The 22,442-nt window shown below is 39.5% G+C and carries 19 protein-coding genes; 10 read left to right on the plus strand and 9 right to left on the minus strand.

What is annotated here, in order from left to right; translation table 11 throughout:
• Positions 1-1,815 carry a polysaccharide lyase family 7 protein gene (locus tag QPX86_RS05075; protein ID WP_285164540.1) on the minus strand — a complete coding sequence of 605 codons (1,815 nt, stop codon included), beginning with the start codon at positions 1,813-1,815 and terminating at the stop codon, positions 1-3.
• Positions 1,816-2,800: 985 nt separating this feature from the next.
• Between QPX86_RS05075 and QPX86_RS05080 the strand changes: the two genes are divergently transcribed.
• Complete coding sequence (locus QPX86_RS05080) at positions 2,801-4,267, plus strand: carbon starvation CstA family protein (protein WP_220753144.1); 1,467 nt, start codon at positions 2,801-2,803, stop codon at positions 4,265-4,267.
• Between the two features lie 124 nt (positions 4,268-4,391).
• Here QPX86_RS05080 and QPX86_RS05085 read toward each other — a convergent pair whose 3' ends face one another.
• Positions 4,392-6,305, minus strand: coding sequence for a putative bifunctional diguanylate cyclase/phosphodiesterase (locus QPX86_RS05085; RefSeq protein WP_285164541.1), 1,914 nt, complete (start codon positions 6,303-6,305; stop codon positions 4,392-4,394).
• Positions 6,306-6,582: 277 nt separating this feature from the next.
• Here QPX86_RS05085 and QPX86_RS05090 point away from each other — a divergent pair, with 277 nt between their 5' ends.
• Positions 6,583-7,866, plus strand: coding sequence for a sensor histidine kinase (locus QPX86_RS05090; protein WP_285164542.1), 1,284 nt, complete (start codon positions 6,583-6,585; stop codon positions 7,864-7,866).
• Positions 7,859-8,407 (plus strand): response regulator transcription factor, encoded by a 549-nt coding sequence (locus QPX86_RS05095; protein ID WP_285164543.1) that lies wholly within the window; start codon positions 7,859-7,861, stop codon positions 8,405-8,407. Before QPX86_RS05090 ends, QPX86_RS05095 begins: the two co-directional genes overlap by 8 nt.
• 25 nt (positions 8,408-8,432) lie before the next feature.
• Here the strand turns inward: QPX86_RS05095 and QPX86_RS05100 are convergent, their stop codons facing one another.
• Positions 8,433-9,347 (minus strand): LysR family transcriptional regulator, encoded by a 915-nt coding sequence (locus QPX86_RS05100; RefSeq protein ID WP_285164544.1) that lies wholly within the window; start codon positions 9,345-9,347, stop codon positions 8,433-8,435.
• Between the two features lie 143 nt (positions 9,348-9,490).
• On the opposite strand from QPX86_RS05100, the gene QPX86_RS05105 reads away from it, so the two are divergent.
• Positions 9,491-9,931 (plus strand): PACE efflux transporter, encoded by a 441-nt coding sequence (locus QPX86_RS05105; protein WP_285164545.1) that lies wholly within the window; start codon positions 9,491-9,493, stop codon positions 9,929-9,931.
• A gap of 56 nt (positions 9,932-9,987) precedes the next feature.
• Here QPX86_RS05105 and QPX86_RS05110 read toward each other — a convergent pair whose 3' ends face one another.
• Positions 9,988-10,476: a hypothetical protein gene (locus QPX86_RS05110; RefSeq protein ID WP_220753138.1), complete on the minus strand. Its 489-nt coding sequence runs from the start codon at positions 10,474-10,476 to the stop codon at positions 9,988-9,990.
• Positions 10,477-10,721: 245 nt separating this feature from the next.
• Here QPX86_RS05110 and QPX86_RS05115 point away from each other — a divergent pair, with 245 nt between their 5' ends.
• A complete protein-coding gene (locus QPX86_RS05115; protein ID WP_285164546.1) occupies positions 10,722-11,741 on the plus strand; it encodes a M14 family zinc carboxypeptidase in 1,020 nt (339 codons plus the stop codon).
• A 54-nt stretch (positions 11,742-11,795) separates the two neighbouring features.
• On the plus strand, positions 11,796-12,563 hold the full coding sequence (locus QPX86_RS05120) for an alpha/beta fold hydrolase (RefSeq protein ID WP_285164547.1): 768 nt from the start codon (positions 11,796-11,798) through the stop codon (positions 12,561-12,563).
• A gap of 11 nt (positions 12,564-12,574) precedes the next feature.
• Here QPX86_RS05120 and QPX86_RS05125 read toward each other — a convergent pair whose 3' ends face one another.
• From QPX86_RS05125 to QPX86_RS05135, 3 genes are all read right to left on the minus strand, one after another.
• A complete protein-coding gene (locus QPX86_RS05125) occupies positions 12,575-13,180 on the minus strand; it encodes a response regulator transcription factor (RefSeq protein ID WP_192022217.1) in 606 nt (201 codons plus the stop codon).
• Complete coding sequence (locus QPX86_RS05130) at positions 13,173-15,059, minus strand: sensor histidine kinase (RefSeq protein ID WP_285164548.1); 1,887 nt, start codon at positions 15,057-15,059, stop codon at positions 13,173-13,175. The genes QPX86_RS05125 and QPX86_RS05130 overlap by 8 nt, the downstream gene beginning before the upstream one ends.
• Positions 15,060-15,249: 190 nt before the next feature.
• The gene (locus tag QPX86_RS05135; RefSeq protein WP_285164549.1) at positions 15,250-16,434 is read right to left on the minus strand and encodes an FAD:protein FMN transferase; all 1,185 of its coding nucleotides are present in this window, start codon (positions 16,432-16,434) and stop codon (positions 15,250-15,252) included.
• Positions 16,435-16,621: 187 nt separating this feature from the next.
• On the opposite strand from QPX86_RS05135, the gene QPX86_RS05140 reads away from it, so the two are divergent.
• From QPX86_RS05140 to QPX86_RS05150, 3 genes are all read left to right on the plus strand, one after another.
• A complete protein-coding gene (locus QPX86_RS05140; RefSeq protein ID WP_285164550.1) occupies positions 16,622-17,965 on the plus strand; it encodes an FMN-binding protein in 1,344 nt (447 codons plus the stop codon).
• Between the two features lie 76 nt (positions 17,966-18,041).
• Positions 18,042-19,091, plus strand: coding sequence for a porin (locus tag QPX86_RS05145; RefSeq protein WP_192022220.1), 1,050 nt, complete (start codon positions 18,042-18,044; stop codon positions 19,089-19,091).
• Between the two features lie 229 nt (positions 19,092-19,320).
• Positions 19,321-19,644, plus strand: a complete 324-nt coding sequence (locus QPX86_RS05150) for a hypothetical protein (protein WP_285164551.1) — start codon at positions 19,321-19,323, stop codon at positions 19,642-19,644.
• A 64-nt stretch (positions 19,645-19,708) separates the two neighbouring features.
• Here the strand turns inward: QPX86_RS05150 and QPX86_RS05155 are convergent, their stop codons facing one another.
• A complete protein-coding gene (locus QPX86_RS05155) occupies positions 19,709-20,107 on the minus strand; it encodes a thiol-disulfide oxidoreductase DCC family protein (protein ID WP_326521683.1) in 399 nt (132 codons plus the stop codon).
• Positions 20,108-20,401: 294 nt separating this feature from the next.
• Positions 20,402-21,298 (minus strand): LysR family transcriptional regulator, encoded by an 897-nt coding sequence (locus tag QPX86_RS05160; RefSeq protein ID WP_220755219.1) that lies wholly within the window; start codon positions 21,296-21,298, stop codon positions 20,402-20,404.
• 181 nt (positions 21,299-21,479) lie between these two features.
• On the opposite strand from QPX86_RS05160, the gene QPX86_RS05165 reads away from it, so the two are divergent.
• The gene (locus QPX86_RS05165; RefSeq protein ID WP_220755224.1) at positions 21,480-22,442 is read left to right on the plus strand and encodes a TDT family transporter; all 963 of its coding nucleotides are present in this window, start codon (positions 21,480-21,482) and stop codon (positions 22,440-22,442) included.

Consider the following 22,442-nt stretch of genomic DNA (forward strand, 5'->3'; position numbering starts at 1 on the left):
TTAATAGGCATAGCCATTATGCTTATTGCTCAATTTATAAAATGTTGCTTGAACATAATCATCTGCGTCACCGGTATTATTTTGGTTATAAACACCTGCTTTGAAGTACATGTATTGCTCGCCTGCATCATAAGAACTGCCACTCATATTCACTTCTTCAACAACATCAGCCTTACCTTCGCGCATGATCGTTACGGTTAATGTATTACCCACTACTTTGACTTGGTAACTGAACTTTTCATCAAGGCTGATACCATCGGCAGGATCTGAAGCTGAGCTGCTACGAGACCCAATCATTTCATAGTATTGCTCCGATCCTGTAATGGGTTCATGAGCGATATAAATTGATCCTTTACTGTTAGATGGCAGTTTACGGTAGTAAAGACGTAATGGCTCATCATCGTTAGCATGAATTTGACCGACAATCACACGTCCCACTTGGCTACTATCACCTGTGGTGGTGACATAGTTAACGGCGAGTGTCGCTTCTAGGGTGCCATCAACACCGCCTGCTGCATTTTGATCTGATGAAGGTGCGCTACTAAATACCCAGTTGTTGCCCCCCACACCTTGAGTGCTATAACTGGTATCTCCGCGGCGTAACATTTCACGTAACTCAGTACGGGCGTAGCTGGTATTGGTTGAAGTTTTTGGGGCATCAATAGGGCATCTAAATACCATGCCACCATCTGCAGCAGTAAAGAAATATGGAGAACGGCTATAGCCACTCGATAACTCTATTTCTTTGATTGTGTCAGATTTTCCATCATTGTTTTCATCAACAGGGACACCTAGGGTCCAATCCACTAGTTCGAAATTTCCGGATGGTGGTAAGTCAGGATCTAAGTTACCGATAGGATTACTAGGTTCAGTAGGATCTGTAGGATCAGTTGGTGCAGAACCATCTGAGCAACCATTAATTTTGGTTTCAACAATACTATTCCAAGTATTAGATGAATTACCGTAACCCGTTATTCTAACTAACTGAGCACTGGTATCCGTTACATCGTACTCTTCTAGCCCTGCATTACTGCCACTTGATTGACCTGAGGATAGGACTGATGTCCAACTGCTACCATCTGCTGAGGTTTCCATATCAAAGTACGATGCACGCTCATTGCCTTTAAACCAAGCAACAGACACTGATTTCACTTCAGACTGAACGCCTAGGTCATAAGTAATGGTTTTACCTTCTCCATTAGATGACCAACGAGATTCAGTATCGTAGCTGTTATCAATGGTATTGCTCGGACCGTGACCATCATTAGTGCCGTTATCTGTTGCGGCTACAACGGATAGGGCGCTACTGCCTGTACAAGTGACAGGTGTAGTTGGCTCAGAAGGTTCAGTTGTGTCAGATGATGTTGTGAGTTCGAAAGAGTCAAAACGACCTTCATTACCAAAGTATTCCCCATATATGGTAACGCTAGTTGCTGAGCCACTATTAAATGATACGCTGGCCTGTTGCCAATCGCTGCTACTGATGTTGGTTGATTCGTTAAGACCGCTGCCCGATACTCCTAGCTTACCTCCACCTACAACGTAGGCAGTTAAAGTGTACGTAGTGTTGCTATCGATAGTGAGGCTTTGCTCAACTCTACCGTTACTGCCTGACATTTTTGCAGACTTACTGCCTTGATAAGCCACACCCGATACTGACGAAGGATCAATATCAGTCCAGCCCTCAAAGCTATTTTCGAAACTAGGGTTTGTAATATTGATAGTTTCAGCATTGATGAAACCGCTGGTTAAGCTGGTGGTGAGAGCGGTTGCTAGAATAGAAGCAAGCTTATGCTTTTTATGATGTTTTATCATTTTTATACCTTAGGTCGTTTCCCCATTTGAGTTAACAACTTATTCAGCAAGATCGACTGCTTTATCTCAGCAGTTTGATCTGATCATTCTATGACTAGTGAATGGCAACTGAATAAGCTGTTGCTGCCTAATACATAAAATGACCTCAGTAATGTAATACACTATTTGAAGCATTAGGTGTTATTGGTTATATGATCGTGTTACCAATTTGTAAAACTAATTCGTGAGTAAATAATGTAAATTGGTAATATTATTTTGACGCCAAAATCTTATTTGTAATATAAGCTCTATTAAGCTTTTGTATTTGTTTGAATATCTATGTAGTCAAATTTTAGTTGTTGGTCTGATTAATTCTTATACTTTTTTCATCTATCTATATAAGTATTAGCTAGGAATAAATGGGTTAACTGAAATATATTGCCTAAATTAAAATTGGTAAGGTAGCTTTTCATTTGTCGGTGATTCTTTGCAAGGAATCTTGATGTGAATAATTCAGGTATTAAAATTTGATGGCGATTTGGAATGACTTAACCAAGACTTATTCAGTCATGAACATTTATTTCATGTATGGCTCGAGGGAGAACTGTAAGAGATTAGTGATATTTACACTCTTTAAAGTATGAGCTTACCTCTCATTTTTGAACATCTATTAACAGGCTTGTAAATTTGTATCTCAGTGACAAAACTTACTGTTTTGAAAGTATTTTGTATTAACATTTCTCGTTTTTTTTTAGCTGAAATTTATGCAAGTTGTTAAAATGACTAATAAAATCAATCAATCTAGTTTATATCTCTGCTGTTTCTATAGTGGCCAAAATAAAACGGCTTTTAAGGGTTTACACTTATTTAACATCCCTCCTGCAATAGTGGTTTGAGGCTGGCAACCCCTACTTTGGTATAACACCTAGCACCTTGACCTAACCCACTAAGTGAATGACACTCAATGCTATTCAAATACCCTACAAAGTATGGATGACTATAAAAAATGTTAATTTTCTTTATTTGTATTGCGTTGTTAATCCTCGCTTACAAGTTCTACAGCCCTTTTGTAGAACGCCAAGCGGGCATTGACCCCAACGTAAAAACACCCCAAAAACGTTTCGAAGATGGGGTTGACTATGTCGAAGTCCATCCTGTGAAAGCGTATCTTATTCAATTTCTAAACGTTGCTGGTGTAGGTCCAATCTTTGGTCCTATTCTGGGCGCTTTGTATGGTCCAATCGCCTTAGTATGGATTGTGCTAGGTAATATTATCGGCGGCGCTGTACACGATTATTTCTCTGGTGTACTGAGTATTAAAAATGACGGTAAGAGTTTGCCCGAAATTGCAGGTCACTATTTTAATATTTACTTTAAAGGTGTGATGCTGATTTTCACCGCGATGTTACTGTTCTTCGTGGGTGTTGTATTTATCATGAGTCCAGCTGGACTATTAAGTAACCTTGATTATTTTGAAGGCACTATTTTTGCCAACAACGTATTCTGGGTGTTATTGATTTTAGGTTACTACTTCTTAGCAACCTTGCTGCCTATCGATAAAATTATCACTAAATTATATCCATTATTTGGTTTATTAATGATTGTGATGACCACTTCAATTGCAGTTGCTCTACTTATCAGTGCACCGCAATTGCCAGAAATGGGTGATATTTTTGCCTATTTCGACCACAGTCATTACAACAATGATTTACTTGAGCCTAATCCTGACGGATTGCCAGTTTGGCCATTACTATTTGTGACTATTACCTGTGGTGCAATCAGTGGTTTCCACTCCACACAAGCGCCAATTATGGCTCGTTGTTTAACTAACGAAAAATACGTTCGCCCTGTGTACTATGGCGCAATGATGTCAGAAGGTATTGTGGCTTGTGTTTGGGCATTAGCCGGTATTGCAGCCTTCCCTGGTGGTTACGTTGAGCTTAAGAGTATTCTTGATGCCGGCGGCCCTGGATTAGTTGTTAATCAAGTGGCGAGCACTTACTTAGGTGTCGCTGGTGGTATTATGGCGATTATTGCAGTAGCTATTTTCCCGATTACTTCAGGTGATACTGCGTTCCGTTCATTGCGTTTAACCATCATTGATGCGTTTAATATTCCACAAAATATGCGTAACCGTTTGTTAGTGGCAATTCCAATTTTGATTATCGCTTACTTCATGACTAAGATTGATTTCTCTCTTATCTGGCGTTACTTTGCGTTCTCAAACATGCTGCTTTCAACCAGTGTATTGTGGTTAGCAACTAAGTATTTATTTGACCGCGGTAGCTTCCATTGGATTGTGAGTTTACCGGCAATTATTGGTACTTGTGTAACTGTGTCATACATCATGACTGCCGGTATTGGCTTAGGCTTGCCACAGTCGATGAGCCAACCAGTTGGTATCGCAGTCGGCATTGTTTGTTTAGTCGGCCTTATCATTATGCATAATAAACGTAAGGCGGTAGCGCAATAATTATTGCCTATTAACTTAGTGTGAATAAAGGACTGCTTAGGCAGTCCTTTTTTGTGGAAGAGTTTAGGCTGATAAGCTTAAACCTAGTGATGCTACTTCAGTGATTCAATAAGATTGAAAGGGGTTATTTTGAAGGTGTACAAACCCCTGTGCCAGTTAATGCAATATGATTTAAGTTCTTTTTAATCACGTTTGACCCCACATCGTATGAGGATTCAGGGCGGCTGATAAGATATCCCTGTACACAATGGATACCGAGGTTTTTAACCAGTTCAAACTGTGAGGCGACTTCTACCCCTTCAGCAACCACTTTAAGGTTAAGGGTCTTACCTAAATCACTGATTGAATTTAAAATCTTTTCGTATTTTGGGTTGATGGTTGCTTGGTCGATAAATAGCTTATCAATTTTGATGATATCAACAGGTAAGTTGGCAAGTGTTGATAACGAACTAAAACCGGTGCCAAAATCATCTATGGCAATAAGTACGCCTTGTTTACGTAGATTTTCTAGATCTTCAATGATTTTGTTTGAGGCGTGAAATAAGCAGGACTCGGTGATTTCAAGAAGTAGAGCATTCGGTGGTAAACCTGTTTTTGTTAAGGTGTCCATTACCCAGTCGTAAATAGGCACATGCTTTAGCTGCACACCTGAGATGTTAACTGACATTCTAACTTTGTTCATGCCGGCGTTATACCAAGCTGACATTTGACGGCACGCTTCAAATAAAATCCAATTTCCTAATTCGAGTATAAGGTTTGAATCTTCTGCAATGGGAATAAATTCAACAGGTGAAATAGGGCCTTCAATGGGGTGATTCCAGCGGACTAAAGATTCAAAGTAATCGATACTGCAATCGTCAACATTGACGATTGGTTGGAAAGATAATGTAAAGCTTTGGCTAGCGATAGCCAAACGCATCTCCTCTAAAAGGTAATGGAAACGGCGAATTTTGCTGCCCATTTCAGGGGAATATACACGGAAGATACCTCTGCCATCAGTTTTGGCGCGGTACATGGCGACATCGGCCATTTGTAATAATGTATTAGGATTTGATGCACTATCAGGAAAAGTGGCGATACCAATACTGGCACCAATTTTAATCACCTTATTGCCCAGTACAAAATCACGTTCGATTTCTTGTAAGACATTTTTCGACACTTCAACAGCGCGTAAATTATCGGGAATATTTTCAATAAAAATAGAAAACTCATCACCACCTAAACGGGATAAGTTCAGTTCTAACTCAAATGACTCGCTGACTCTACTGAGCTGGTTATTACGGACAACGGTTTGGAGCCTATGAGCGACCTGAATGAGGATTTCATCACCAAAGCTGTGTCCAAATGAATCATTCACTTGTTTGAAGCCGTCTAAGTCAATGAAAAGTAGTGCTTGTCTAGTTCCGGCTTCTTCAGCTCTTTGCAGTTGTTTTTCAAGGTGTTCTAGATATGCATGCCTGTCTATAAGACCTGTAAGCTTATCTTGATAAATACTTAACTGAGTTTGTATATTTTGGGCTTTTACATGTTTGTTGAGCTCATTGAGGGCGATGCTTATCTGCGACAGGGTATTAGGCTGCTTACTTGGAGGTAATTGAATGTTAAAACTAGCCAGCAATTTGTCGGTTTCATTATTGATGAAATCTAGCGATGCATTGTTTTTACGAGCAATTCGAGACTTAATATAAAATGGAATAGCATAAGCTAATAACACCATCAACAATAACGGCATATTACTGAACATCATCATCTCGCTAAACACATCTTTAACGCGCACCACGTTTAAGTGCAGGTCCGTGCGTTCTAAAACAGCAAAGTAATGAAGTTCTGATTTTACAATATCACCTTCTAGAAACAGCAAAGCTTCCCAGCCAGCATTGGCATTAACCACATCGCTTACATCGATGGAGGTGATTTTATGGTGAAAATTATCACTATGAATTGTTTCTAAACCTTGGCTAAAGCTTATTACCAACAGTACATATAGCATCATTAAGAAACTTAATATGGTTAATAATAACTTAGAAATTCTAGTCATAAAATATCTTAATAAGTTGTTGGTTTGGGGTGTGATTTTTGTTTCATTTTTGTGAGCGGGATTATATGAGTAAAAAACATTGAACACAATAATAAATCAAGTGTTTATAGTTGTGAAAATGTCATTGTTTTATAGTGTTCTGTTAGCGTGAAATAATTTTTAGCGCTGCTTTTAAAAGGCATTGCAATAAGGTGGTAGAGGGCGCGTTTTAAATCTATAGAGTGTGATTAAATAACTGAATATATTTAAGCTATTTTCGATTAAGGCATCACTGAAAATGTTTGCAAAGGTATCAGGTTTAGATAAATCATTACATAAAAACTGGGATAACAGCTGGGGCAAGAATAAAGAACAACTCGCCTTATTACGACTAATCAACTGGTTGCTCAAGTTAGGGTTAATATTTTTTGGCACAGAGCTGTTTGATTTAACCCGTCCGCCAGTTGGGCTCACTTATGTATTTATCCTCGAATTAGTCTATGTGGCTTGTTGTTATCGCTTTCGGTTTCAATGTATAAATCGCCCTTCAATTTTATTAATGACATTAGTGCTTGATACGTTATTTTGGGCTATCTGGCTATTTTATACTGGCGGTGCGACGAATGCCTTTGTGTCATTGTTATTGCTCCCAGTTGCTATTGGTGCTGTGACATTGCCGAGATGGGCTCCATGGGTGCTGACTTTATTATCAACAGGAATGTATAGTTTGATGATGTTTACTATGCCTGAAAATCGAATTCGTCATCATGGCATGGACATGAGTTCGCATTACTTAGGCATGTGGTTTAATTTCGTCATTTCTGCCTTAGTGCTTACGGTAACCGTAGGCTATATTGCCAAACGTATCCGTCAGAAAAATGCTCAGCTTAGCTACCTTCGTGAAGCACAATTACGCCAAGAGAAACTATTAGCACTTGGCACTGTATCTGCGCAAATGGCCCACCAAATGGCCACACCGTTATCAACGTTAAGGCTATTAGTAGATGAATTAGCTGAAGAGGGTGTTGCTAACGATATTGAGCCAGAAATGCAGCAAGCGTTAATCCGTTGTGAAACAACATTGGCTGAACTGCGACTCGCTACCGAATCTATTCGTCAGCAAAAGTCTTATTCACTTAGTGTTGAAAAGTTGGTGCGCGATACACAAGAGCAAGTGCAATTATTAATGCCTGAAACTCAGTTAAATATTGAGGCTGAAAGCGAGGCTAGTGCAACTAGAGTTAAGGCTGATACTAGCTTATTGCCAGCGATATTGGCGTTAATTGAAAATGGTGCTAGAGCAAGTTTAGAGCACACATCAACGTCGAAGGTCAGTGTGTTTGTGTCAGCAGTTGAACCCAACAGTGTCAGCTTTACAATTAGAGACTATGGCTGTGGTATGGAGCCAAATCAGTTAACAGATTTAGGTAATAATATCGCTAACAATCCTAAAGGAATGGGGATTGGTGTGTTACTTAGCCATGCAAGCTTTGAGCGCTTAGGTGGCCAACTTAGTTTACGAGTCCACCCAAATGGCGGAATGATCGCCTCAGTGACGCTACCGGTAACTCAAAATGAATAAATTACTAATCATTGAAGACGATGCAGCATTGTCAGCAGCGTTAGCAAGGAGGCTAACTAAACAAGGGTTTGAGTGTGCTCAATGCGACGATGCCAGTGAAAGTTTACTAATGGCGAGGCAGTTTAATCCGAGTCATATTTTACTCGATATGAAAATAGCTGATCAAAATGGTTTGAAATTAATCAAGCCGTTAAGGCTACTTTTACCTAAAGTTAAGCTGGTGCTTCTAACGGGATACGCCAGCATTGCCACGGCGGTTGAAGCGATTAGATTAGGGGCGGATAATTATTTAGCAAAACCTGTTGATACTCAGACGTTAATGAATGCATTAAATGCACAAATTGAAGATGAAGACAGAGCTCAAACTGAATTTACCGAGCAACCATTAAGTCCGAAAAGGCTAGAATGGGAACATATTCAGCAGGTGCTGGTGAATAATAACGGCAATATCTCAGAAACTGCTCGGGTGCTGGGTATGCATCGACGCACATTGCAGCGTAAGTTACTTAAAAAGCCGGTAGCGGATAATCGATGTGCCTAATACGATTCTCCTTGCATTGCGCATTTTAATGGTCAATTTGGAAGTTGTTGTGTAAGTTTTGCTGGTTCATATAGTCCTTAATCAGCACCATAGCTCGTTCATAAACTGGACCTAATGGATGGCGACGACTAGACAAGCAATCGACAGTATTTATCCAACCGTTAGGTTCGTAATCAATATCGAGTTTGATGAGCTTACCCGCCTGAATGGGGCTGGTTACCATTTCTTCAGGTAATATTGCCCAACCAATTCCTTGCTGGGTTAGTTCATTGATGGTGTTGTGATTATTGGTGTACCACAGCTGCGAGCTAATTCCGTTACTAAACCATAACTCTTGACCAGCGGTTGCCCGCAAGACGACTTGGCGATGATGACGCAGGTCGATATCTTTAATTTTTGGTTTACTAGAAAGAGGGTGGTTTGGCGCTGCTACTGTGATAAATCGAGTATAACCAATGGTAGTAAAATCAACTTGATGATGGATTTTTCCGTCGGCATACACAATACCAATATGCGCGCAGCCTTCTTCAACTAGCTTGCCTATGTCTAAGGTGGACTCGGCAATGATTTCAATATTGGTGTTAGGAAATTCATCAGCAAGCAATGCCAGTTGTGCCAGCAGTGCAGGGCTAATTAGACTTTCTTCAATGGCGATAACTAACTCATGTTCATGTTGCTGCTCAAGCGAGGCAATTTTTTGTTCTAAATGGAGTTGTTGTAGCATCAGTGCTTTTACCACAGGTAAAAGTGCTTCACCTTCAGATGTCAGCTCTGGAACATTGCCGCTTCGGTCAAATAAGGTTTGATTGATACTAATTTCTAAATTAGCGATAGCTTGGCTAATGCCTGATTGAGCTCGGTTGAGTTTTCTTGCGGCAGCTGAAAATGAACCCGTTTCACATACTGTGATAAATATTCTAAGTTGCTCGAAACTATACATTGCCTGCTCCCAACCATTATCTCAATGCGGTAAAGGTATCACTAATCGTGATAGCTGTTAACTTTTGTTGATGGATTCAGCTTGCCATAATCTCGCTTGTTTTCAGCTATAGAACTGAATCTATAGCATCAGTTGAGGTTAATATGTCTACGTTAGAGCGTGTGTTTCATGCGGTGTTGTTTGAGTTTTTGGCCATAATTGGTTCAGTGATTGGATTGATGTTGTTTACTGAACATGAATTGGCTTCCCTTTCAGGAACCATGATAGCTATTGCGACTATCGCCATGGGCTGGAATTTTGTATTTAATCTTGGATTTGACCGTTTCTTTATTGGAGCTCGTGAAAAGAGAACCGTAAAACAGCGCATAATACAAATTGCCTTGTTTGAAAGCGGCCTATTGATACTGACCATTCCTGTGATGGCCTATATTATAGATATCAGTGTGATAGAGGCTTTTTGGCTTGATATCAGTGTGACCTTGTTTATCACAATTTATGCCTATGTTTACAATTATGCTTACGATCATATTCGCGCCAGCATCATCAGTAAACGGCAAGCACATGACAGTCTAGAGCTATCATGACATTGCCGCTTACTAACGCATGTGCATATTGCAGTTAGTCGTATGCGCTAAAGGTGTTACTTTGGCGTATCGGCTTTTTTACTCGCAACCACTTCAGAAGCCAGCTTAACAATAGGAACTAATGCAGCAATTCCTCCTTCACTAAAGGCTTTAATATCTTTGCCAATGCGCTGCATTCGCTCGACCGTAATGGTGACATCTTCAGCAGTGGTCGTGAGTTCCGTTTTGAGACTGTCAGCAAGTGCATCCCTAATTTCCATAGCAGCGGCATCAGGTTGATGATTTGAGTGGGCAAGCAGCAATAACCCAGGAATAACCGTAAAAGTGCCGTTCAAGGCCACTAACCACCATGCTTTTTGTGCATATATGCCTAAATCAGCAATGCTTAGATAAATAGCGACATTTAGCGCTAATACGGTTAAGGCAAAAAAAGACATGGCAATGGCCAGTAAAAAAGCGGCTTTGCGTTGATGTTTAAGCTCAGTTTTTAATAAGCTTTTTTCAAGGCTATACAGCATTTGAATTTTTTCAAAATCCATCTTCATGTTGAGTCCTTTTGGAAAATTCTGTTGCAAAAAATAAATGAAAATATTTAGTGAATTTAATTTGTTATGGCAATCAACTATAGCTGAGTATGGGGGAAATGTAACTTTACTCGCTGATTTGAGTCATTTAACCACCTGTTTTATTTGAAACATTCAACGGACTGCCAGTGTTTGTCATCAAGCTGTATTACTGCCTTAATAACCTTATGCCAAGGTGACAAAAGTAAGTTAAGTAGGCATAGGAAATGGGAAAATTTTCATTCGAGCATAGTTTTGAAATTGATACGCTTAAGCGGTTGATTGCCCATCATCAAGGCAAGTTTCGGCATCAATCCTTGCTTGATTTACATTACCGCGGTGAATCATTATCTGTCACAGCAATTGAATTAGGCCTGCAAGACAAGCCTTGCCCCACGGTGTTATTTGTAGGTGGGGTTCATGGGGTAGAGCGTATTGGCGCACAAGTCGTGTTGTCTTTTTTAGGTAGCTTACTTAATCGCTTACCTTGGGATAGGCATTTGCAAGCTTTATTAAAAGAAGTGCGGCTATCCTTTGTGCCAGTGGCTAACCCCGTGGGCTTTTTACAAGGCTCACGCAGTAATGGTAATCATGTTGATTTGATGCGCAATGCTCCTATCGATGCGGAAGAAAAAGTAACTTTTTTGGTGGGCGGTCACCGATTAACAAATAAACTGCCTTGGTACCGAGGTAAGAACGGCATGGAGACTGAAACTAAGGTGCTGGTGGATTATGTCCATGAGTTACAAAAAACCAGTACTAGTGTCACTGCATTAGATGCTCACTCTGGTTTTGGCTTAGCTGACCATATATGGTTTCCCTATGCTCATACTAAAAAGCCGTTTGAAGGTATGGGCTATATCTACCATTTAAAGCAATTGTTCGACCGTGGTTATCCGCATCATGGGCATTATAAAATTGCACCGCAAAGTCACTATTATCAAACCCACGGTGACATTTGGGATTATCTAGCCAAGGCCAATCCAAGTGACAGACCGTTTATTCCATTGACGTTAGAAATGGGTTCTTGGGCGTGGGTGAAGAAAAACCCAAGGCAAATTTTTAACTTTTCTGGTTATTTTAATCCGCAGAAAACCCATCGGCATCACCGTATTTTAAGGCGTCATGTGGTGTTAATGCAGTTCTTGATTGAAGCGGCTTATGCTAATGTTTTAGAAAACATCGACACTGAACAATTAGGCCGCTTACAAGTGGATGCCGAGCGGCATTGGGCGCGAAATCGATAAGACTAACAACTTGTATATTGCAGTTAACTTAACAGCAAACCACAGAGGTGTGTCATGGCAACTTGGGTATTATTACGTGGCTTAATGCGGGATAAACGTCATTGGTATGGTTTTGACGAACAGTTACGTCAAGCGGGCATAGATGTGATTACGCCTGACGCCTGCGGCAATGGCGTATTGTTAGGGCAAGCTAGCCCGTTAACCATAGGTAATTACTGCCAAGATATTTGGAATCAAATAGATACTGAATTAGTCGAAAAACAACATTATGATAGCCAATTAGTGATTGTTGGTGTGTCTATGGGTGGCATGATAGCCATTGAGATGGCCCGCCAAAGACAGCACCAAGTGCGGCATGTAGTACTTATTAATTCGAGTGCTGGAAATCTTTCACCTTGGTATCAACGTTTTCAACTTAAGTCCTTGCTCAAATCCATTTGGCAGCGTCATAAAGCGGCCAATTTAAGCTTGGTTGAATCCAGTGTTTTAAGCTATACCACCATGACTAAAGGCCATGATGAAACCGTTATTCGAGATTGGGGGAAGATGCGAGATGAAAAGCATACTTCTATTATTAATGGTGCAAGGCAAATTCTAGCGGCGGCTCGTTATCATTGCTCATCAACACACGATATTCCTGTAAGTGTGATTTGTGCGAATGAAGATAAACTGGCTAACCCGCAATGCAGTGAGGCACTAGCTAAGTATTATCAGACGCAATTATTCCGAGTTGGACATTGCGGTCATGATGCAACACTTGATCAACCCGAGCAAATACAGCAACTCATTGAAGATGCAATTATGAGTGAAGCACCAAAGTAGCGCGATTTAACTTATTGAATTGATTCTGACTTAGCGATAATAAATGCAAGTTCTGCAATATTATGCACCTGCATTTTTTGCATGACTTTTTGACGGTGCAATTCAATAGTGCGCTGGGCAATATTCAGCTCAGCTGCTATCACTTTATTTAATTTTCCTTCTAGAACCTTAAGCAAAACTTCGTGTTCACGGGCAGTTAGGCTGGCTAATCTTTGATTGATATCACTTTGTTGATTTAAGTGACTATATGCTGTTTCAGTTTCGTTTTGTGCGCGTTTTAAAAGCTGTAATAATTTGTCCCCATCTACAGGCTTTTCGATGAAGTCTATTGCACCTTGTTGGATGGCCTGAACTGCCATGGATATGGTGCCATGACCACTTAGCATGATGACACTCAATGGACTTTGAGAATGTTTGATATCATGAAGCAGTTCAATGCCGTCTTTTCCTGGCATTTGAATATCCAAGATAACAATACCTGCTTGGCTTAATTCTACTTGCTCTAAAAATGCTTCAGCAGAGGAGAAGCAGTGAGTTTTAATTCCTAAGCCATCGAGCATCCAACTGAGCGAGTCGAGTACATCTTGATCGTCATCGACCAGAAATAAATTAAACATGATTTTGCCTTTGGATCGGTATATTGATGATGATTGTAAGTCCTGTTGAATATAGCATCGCATGTTGAGTCACATTAATACCATAATCATGTGCTGATTCAGCAACATCGATATTATTCACTGCTTTAATTTTACCACCGTGCTCTTCGCAGATTCTTTTACATACGACCATGCCTAGCCCTAAACCATGGGGTTTTGATGTTTCGAATGGAAAAAACAATCGCTCTAACTTAGCTTCGCTGAGCCCAATACCATTATCCATGATAATCAGTTGAGCTTGCTCATTTACTTCAGTGACATTGATGAGTAACTGGGGTGAGTGACTATTTTCCATGGCATCTAAAGCGTTACGAATTAAGTTAACTAATACTTGCTGTAAAAGAGAAGCATCGGCATTAATGGTAACGTTATCTAGAGATAGCTTAGGTTGTAGTTTCAATCTATTAAAATCTGGTTTCATTAGATTCAGCGTATCGCTAATGAGCTCTGCTAAAGAGCATTGCTGGTATACGCTAGGCTGATGACAAAATTGCCTAAATTTTTTGATTGTGCTTTGCGCCCTGTCAACCTGTTCAATGGTTTTGTTCAATGCTGTGTGAAGCTCAGTTTGTTGCTCATCAAGCCGGTAAATACACCCTTGAGTTAAGTAGCGAATCCCTGCCAATGGTTGATTAAGTTCGTGAGCAATCCCAGAAGCCATTTCACCTGTCAGTAATACCCTTTGAGCTCTATAAAATTGTTGTTGTTGCTCAAATAATGCTTTTTGTGTGGCTTTGTGCTCCAGCATCTCATCGTGTAGCGCTTGAGTTCTCTTAACGACTAATTGCTTCACTCGTAAATGGTGTAAGTAACCTATAAATAGTCCGATGAAAATGGCAATCGCCCAGGGAGTTGCATCTTGTAGCAACCGAGTCCAGTTGGTGACGAATGGCCATCGCTTCAGTTTTTTCAATAATTCAAATACATGGCTGTCTTTCACAGGAACAGTCCAGTATTGGTATTTACCTGCAGAAGCTGCTTCATCTGAATTTTGTATACTCAATAAGGATTGAGCAATGATTTTGGCAGTTTCATGGTCGGTTTTACCCACCTTTGAAAAAGTATAATAAGGATATAACTCACTTGATACTTGGCAATGATAGTCTGAATAACTTCGGGGAAAAACCACCTGTAACTGTTCTGCAAGTTGAGGGTTATCTTGTATCGCAGCCTCTAATACACAGCTTGGTAAAATGGCGACATCGGCTTGATTATCGACTATGTATTGCAGTAACTTTCGCTGCGGAAAACCAACAAATTTTAACTGTTCAATATCTTTCTGTGGGTTGATACCTAGTTCTATTAACTGGCCCGCCATAATCTGAAAACCACCAAAAGCATTAAGATCTGTGGAAATGACCCTCATAGTGGTGATGTCTTGTATTTTTTTAATATTACTGTCTTTACGGGTAATTAAACTGGAGCCAATAGCATGCTCTGGATAGTCACTATTTTGCGGTAACAAGCTTAATAAATTACTGACTCCGTAGTCTTTTTTGAATGCGACAGTGATGAGGGCATTACTAATAATGAAATCTAATTGCTCATTCGCAACTTGTTGTACCATTTCATTGGGTGTTAAGGGGACTAAAACAAGATTTAGGCTTGTTTGAGTCGCAACATAATCAAGTGTGGGCTGCCAACGATTTAAAACAGTATTTCGAGAGTTAAAGTTAAGCACACCAATTCTAAATATTTTTTTTGGTGCCTCTAAGGTAGAAGTTGATGTTGTCGTGTTTGTGAAAGCTGAGCTGTCATTAGTGCTTTCTGGTAACGCGAAAGCGCTGAAAGCTATAAGACTCATCAACATAGCTAAAGTGGCATAAAAAGATTTAATCATTTATCACCCAATTAAATAGAATCATTCTATTATGTACTAGAGTACAAAAAATAATAATTTAATTATAGAGTAAAGTGATCTAATACACATAATGAATACCATTGCGGTTTTCCGCAATGGTATTAAAACTTCATATATGCTGTGTGATTATATTTGTTATTTATGTGCGTGCAATGGTTTGGTTGAGTTGTTATTTACTCACACTATTAAAGTTGTCTGACTTTATTTTATTTCCTTCTTCATCTAAATACCAAACAGCTTCAATAAAGCTGTTGTTATTGACATATTCTATAGCTTCTTCTAAAGGCATTAAAAATAATGTTGTCGAAAGTACATCAGCAAATATTTGATTGCCTTTTAAAACAACCGTGGTTGCTACCCCTTCAGGTTTGGGATAATTAGTTTTAGGATCAATTAAGTGATGATATTGTTTTCCGTTGACCTCAAAGTAACGCAAGTAGTTACCACTGGAAACTACGGTGATATTTTGTCCGGTAATTAGCTCATGGTACTGACCTTCAAAAGATGCACATTGCGGCAATTGGTATTGAGACTTTTTACATAGAGGGTCTTCTATGGCGGTTACAAATTGACGGTTTTCAGGGTGTAAGCCTAAATGTCTAATATTCCCACCCGCATTAATCATAAATTGGCTTGCGCCATCTAGTCTAAGTTGAGTAAACACTTTTTCGGTCATCCAGCCTTTAGCTATACCGCCTAAATCAAGGCTCATACCTGGCTTGATTACTATCGTTTTCTTGTCTGGATTATAATTTATTTGTTTAATATCAGTAAACTGTGAGGCATTGTCTAATGCGTTTTTAGTTGGGATAGAACAATCCTTCCCCTGATTTTTATCGCATTCAAAGCGCTTTTGACGCCATAAGTCAATAACGGGAGAAAGGGCAATATTAAAGTAACCATGGCTTTTTTCGTGCCAATCAATACTAGAAGCAATCAATTGAGAAAGTTGCGGGTCGATATGGTGCACTACATTAGGTGTGTTGTTAATTGTCTTAATATTTGTGACATGTGGATAGGTGGAATAGTTAGATGCTAGGTAGTGGTACTCTTGAATGACATTTAATGCATTACACAGCACTTGCTTTTCAGTTCCCTGTGGAAGATTAAATACGTCAATACTAATTGTTGTACCAAAATACTTGACCGTATGCAGTGTTGCTAGATTATCAGTAACAGTGATCATGGCATTGCTATCGCACTGATAAAACTCATTACGTATTTCATCTGAATATTTAGCAGCTATTTTGTCGGTAATTGATATGGCTTCATTTAAAATTTGTGAAGCACCAGTTGAATAACAAATATTGCTAGTGAGTAATCCACTTAATAATACTAATTTAAATATATTCATTTTATTTGCCGAAAATTGTTGCTTACTTCTATTGCGAGTGAAATAAACAAGGTGGTTATTACTTAAAAACTGTTAACTTGATCATAACTCTAAATTTTATTGATTAAACCTGCGGTTTTCCGCAATTGTCGTAATTTTTTATAAGAATATGCTGTATGTCATTAAATAAATGTTGAAGGCATTAGAAATGATAAATAGCAAAAGTTTTAAGAAGAGTTTTATTTATAGCGCAATCAGTCTTGCTTCATTAATGACGTTAGGCTGTGCAACATCAACACCTCAAGGTAAATATGTTGATGGTGTTCATGATGTACAAGCTAAGGGCAAAAAGAGTCAAATTGTTCTAGAAGTACATGTTAGTAATGGCAATATTACAGATATAAAAACCAAATCTCATAACGAAACTGAGTCTCTTTTCTTAAATGCTGAACGCTTACTGACAAAGGTGGTTGCAAACAATGGCCATGAAGGTATTGATGCTGTTTCAGGTGCAACCTACTCATCAAACGGCATTCTTGAAGCAATCAATAAACTTCCTAGAGCTGATGGCTCGACGCCAGCATATGAATCTGTCGGTTCTAAAGATGAGTCTGCTAACGATGACTTTAAACTCAAGTGGTCGATTCAGCCTAAGCTGGGCTTAATCAGTGGTGACTATTACTACGAAGAAGCACGTTTCCGTCAAGGTCATATGGGGAGCATGACGATCGTAACCAGTTCAGCTGATAAGAATGATGTCATTCTAGCTGAGTTTCAGGAGAGCGGTCGTCCTAACTACTACACCCGTATGTACCAAGATGTACCTAAGCGTATGTCTGAGTACAACTTCTCAATGGGTAAGAAAAAAGGTACTGCTTGGGTTCAGTCTGCATTGACCATGGAAAAAATGATGGTTGAACAAGACAAGTTAACCTTCGAATTAAACCCAGATTACGACCCTAAATTAGCTAATAAACTTAAGCAACCTAACCGTTTAAAGTATCAGGGTATTGATATTGTTGCAGGTGCATCTAACAGTATTCAGCAATCTATGATCCCGCTTACAGCTAAGATTTATGACCAAATTCAAGCGCAAAGTAGCCATTACAAGTTCTATCAGCATTCTGAAAAACTGTTGGATAAAAAAGGTCAATGGACTGGCGTAACAGCAATGCTTCGTTTAGTGGTAGATACCAATACTAAGCAAATTGTAAAAGGCCACTTTGATGAAATCTTTGCAGATGAAAAAGCGCAAATTAAAGATGCATCATTGAAGAAGTTTTACCGCCAGTCTAAATACGATTCAATTAATTATGTAGAGCCTGCGCGTATTGGTTTTAACGTGATGATAGATGGATTGAATGCGCATTTACAGCAAGGCGGTTCGCTATTTGATATCAATGACCTTCCAGCAACCGGTGACTCAGGAAGCTATGCTTCAACTGGCTTTACTAAGCGTTCTAATTCTTGGGATATATATCTAAGTCAAGCTGACATTCTATACAAACAAATGCGTGCTGATGACGTGATTGTAGAACACAAAAAACCGTAATTTATTGAGATGACGGTTCTACAATCAATGGTCAGGATCGTCATGTCTTTTCAAAATCGATGAAGAGAGATGCAAGATGAAAAAATGTGTATTAACAGCAGTAGCAATGGGTGTTCTTAGTTCGCCTGTTATGGCAGCAGATAGTTTTACTGATAGTCTAGATGTATATGGTCGTATTGACTATTCAATCACTAACTCAGACAGTGGTAGCGCCACTCATAACGGTAAAAGTGGCACAGTTTTAGAAAATAACTGGAGTCGTTTAGGGATAAAAGGCAGTACCGCGCTTAATCAAGATTTTAGTGTTTTTTATCAAATAGAAGTGGGTGTTAATGGTGGTTCTCAAGATAAAGGCAGCAATCCTTTTTCTTCTCGACCAACATTTTTAGGGATTAAACATTCATCATTTGGCCAACTTTCAGCAGGTCGTATTGACCCTGTATTTAAAATGGCCAAAGGTACAGCAGATGCTATGGACATGTATTCAATGAAGCATGACCGCCTATTTGCTGGTGATAAGCGTTGGGGCGACTCGCTTTTATATAGAACTGCAAAATGGAATAACCTGCAGTTTGGTGCGAGTTACATCATGGAGGACAATTACTATGAAGAAGGCGATATTCGTCGTGATAATGGTAATTACCAAGCTGTAGTAACCTATGGTGACAAGCATTTTAAAAGCAGTAACTTGTATCTAGCTGCTGCATATACCGATGGTGTTGAAGATATCAAAGGCTTCCGTGGTGTTGTGCAATACAAAATTAATAACTTAATGTTGGGGTCGATTTACCAAACATCTGAGTTAGTTAATCCAAATAAAGTTAACTGGGAACAACGTGATGGTGCGGGTTTTATTATCAGTGCTAAATACCAAATTGATAAGCTATTGCTTAAAGCGCAATACGGAACTGATGACTCTGGTACGGGTAAGATTGCAGGCCGAGTTTATGACTCATTAGGTGAAGCTGCTGATATTGTGCCAGAAGTAAGCCAATGGGCGATTGGCGCTGAATATCGCATTTCAAAATCGACGCGAGTTCATACAGAAATAGGTGAATTTGATGTGAAACAATACTCTGATTTTGATGACAGAATTGTCAGTATTGGTTTGCGTTACGATTTTTAAATCGTAATATATTCATTACTCCTCCCTTGTTCCACTCTCTTGCGCATAAGGATGTGTGCATTTACATTTTGACTCTTCTTTAAGCGCCTTATAAATTCATTATATTGCTGTGTGCTAGATAACGTTAAATTAATCAAAACACAGTATAATTATGGTGAATTAACAATAGGTGGATCTTAACGTGCTGACACAAATTTTAGTCACACTATTAGTAATAGTGGGTGCTTTTATGTATTTACGAAGTGGAAGAGGAAGTAAAGTAAGTCGCAGAGAAGCGCTTGCTGTTGAAAGCTCGCCATTTTTTAGTCGCGCTGTTATGTATGCGATGATCGCTGTGTCTATGCTCGCTTCTGCAGGCTTTTGGGGCTGGACTTGGTATGACGATAACACCATCGTTGAAGTCACGATTTCCTCTCCAGTTGAAGCCATGTCTGCTAGCTATCAAGTTCGCAAAAAAGACATTGAAGCCCAACGCATCACCACAGTTGATGGCATTCAAATTCGATTATCAAACCAAGAACGCGTAACTGTGAAAGCTGTTGAAGGCCAGTAGTCTTGTTCGAGACTTTGCTGAAAAGCTAATCTAAGCAGACAACCTAAGAGGTTAGTTTAAGCAGTTAATCTAAAAACTTATTTTTGACTGCGGGTGTTGGGAGCATGCAAGCGTCCTTTTTGCCAAAAAGACAGTAGCGATTTTTAGCTAATATACGATAAAAGTAATCCCTGAATCTGGCGGGTAATAGTTTAAATATCCAGAATAAATACCAAAAACCGGAGAGGTCTTTGGTAACTTCTAAAGCCGCATCACTTCGCAGTAAATATTCATTATCTTTTATCAAAATAAATGAATCAAAACCGACATCTTCAAGTTGATGCTTGCTTATTAGTTTTTGCGCTGTTTTACTCTGCATTGGTGTAAATACAAACAAATCTTTATGGTCGCGTTTGATGATGAAGTTGACAGCGCCATTGCAAAGGTTACATACACCATCGAAGATAATAATATGCTTTGAAATAAGCGATTCCTTATGGCATTTGTTGTAAGGGTGTTTGCTGGGACTTGAATACCGATCATATCGGTACTGTTGTTTTTATTGGTTACTTTTAGCACACTTAACTTAAAACTCAACTCTTGGTGTTCTAACAATTGAGATTTACTAAGTCTTAATTCACACTTCATCCACTGCCGATGAAAGGGAGCAACCGCATTGCCCTTTTTACTGATTTACATAAAAGCAAGTCAGCCAAACGAGGTGCTCACTCCCTACTAAATACTCTAATTAACCTCATAGCCAATATAAAAACAATAGCTATTTCTCCTTTCCCCAATCCACACAAAACTCCATGAACGTCTTTAGCAAAGGGCTTTGGTATTTATCTTTGTGGATCAATATCCAGAATTCTCTTGGCATATCAACGTCCACATTCAGTTTACTAACTCGCTGACTCTCTAGTGCGTACTTTGCTGCAATATTGGATAAGCAGCCAAATCCTAATCCAGCTGCGACTGAGTTAATTAACGCTTCTGTGGTATTGAGCTCAACGCTTTGGTGCCAGTGCTGAATATGAGGTGATAAGTTTTTCATAAAGCAGTCTCGTGAGCCCGAGCCTTGTTCTCGAAGCACCCACTGGCTTTGTTCAAGTTCAATAAGTTTAACAGTGCTTTGCATTGCTAAAGGGTGAGAAGGGGCGCTAATCACACACATTTGATCATGGCTAAAAGGGATAGAAATAATATCTGGGTGATGGTGTATGCCTTCAATTAGGGCAATGTCTAACTCAAAATCTAATAGCTTTTGGCAGATATGGGCTGAATTAGATACAAACAAACTTTGGGATGAGTGCTGATATTGCTTTCTAAAAGCGCTGAGAATATTCGGCGTTAAATGATTACCTACTGTATCACTGCTGCCGATCCGTAGTTGTCCCGTTATTTCTTGGTTGTCATTAAATACGCTATTGATGTGTGATAAGCGGTTAATTAACTCATCTGCAAGCGGCAATAGTTTCTGTCCTTCTTGATTCAAGATTAAGCGGTTATTTACTCGGTCAAATAACGGGTGACCGAGTTGTTTTTCTAGTTCGGCTAACGACAAACTGACAGCCGCTTTTGAGACAAATAATGTTTCAGCAGCAGCGGTGAGCGTTTTGTGCTGAGTAATCGCATTGAAAACATTGAGCTGTTTGAACGAGATATGTGCTGACATAACGCGAGCCTTAGAGGTTTATTAACCTTATTACTATAAATGTTAAGTATTACTTAACCTAGGTTTTAAATTGTTAGATATAAATAAACGTTTGGCAAGCGTAAGATCAACTTAATTGAAAAAGGCAGCTTGTTTGCTCCAACGTTTATTGAGCAAACAGATCAACGACATTGAGGTGATTATGTTACAAACCGCCAAAGTTAAATTACTGGCAGCACCCACCCCCATGGCAGGGCTTGCATTAGGCATTGCTAGTTTAGGCTGGAGTTGGGAAAGCCTTGCAGATATAAATGGCTACGGCCAATGGGTTAGTGCGATCATTGCCAGCATATTATTACTCGTTTTAGCGGTTAAGTTTTTGATCCACACACATACATTACGTGACGATTTAGCACATCCTGTAGTGGGTAGCGTAGTACCAACATTTGCTATGGCGACAATGATAGTATCGAGCTCACTCTGGCATTTTTCAGCATTTGCTGGAGATGCTTTATGGTTAATCGGTTTAGGGCTTCATATTGTATTTTTAGTGAGCTTTTTATATCACCGAGCTAAAGCTTTTGAGCTGCATCATATGGTACCAAGTTGGTTTGTGCCGCCTGTTGGGATAATAGTTGCTGATGTGTCGTTTTCAGGTAATCCGCATTTAGCCTTTTTAGCCCATATGGCATTGGTGTTTGGCATGTTTGCCTACGCGATTATGCTGCCTATGATGATCTATCGATTGATGTTCACCCATGAAGTCCCTGATGCAGCTAAGCCGACATTGGCAATTTTAGCCGCGCCAGCTAGCTTATCGCTTGCGGGATACTTAACAGTGACTGCTGAGCCTTCACCTGTGATTATTGCCTTGTTGTTCGGCATTGCAGTGTTAATGACCACGATTATTTATCTGGCATTTTTTAAGTTACTCAGATTACCGTTTAGCCCAGGCTATGCCGCCTTTACTTTTCCGATGGTGATTGGTGCTACAGCGTTATTTAAAATGGTTACTTGGATGGAAAGCATAGGTATGGCAGATGAGTATATTCAACAGGTGCGCTTACTGGCAGGAATTGAATTGGCTGTTGCAACGGTCGTAGTGAGCTATGTTGCCATAAGATACCTAAACTTTTACCTGCAGAGTCAAAGGTTAAGCGTTTAA

The sequence above is a fragment of the Shewanella goraebulensis genome (assembly GCF_030252245.1).
Taxonomy (GTDB): domain Bacteria; phylum Pseudomonadota; class Gammaproteobacteria; order Enterobacterales; family Shewanellaceae; genus Shewanella; species Shewanella goraebulensis.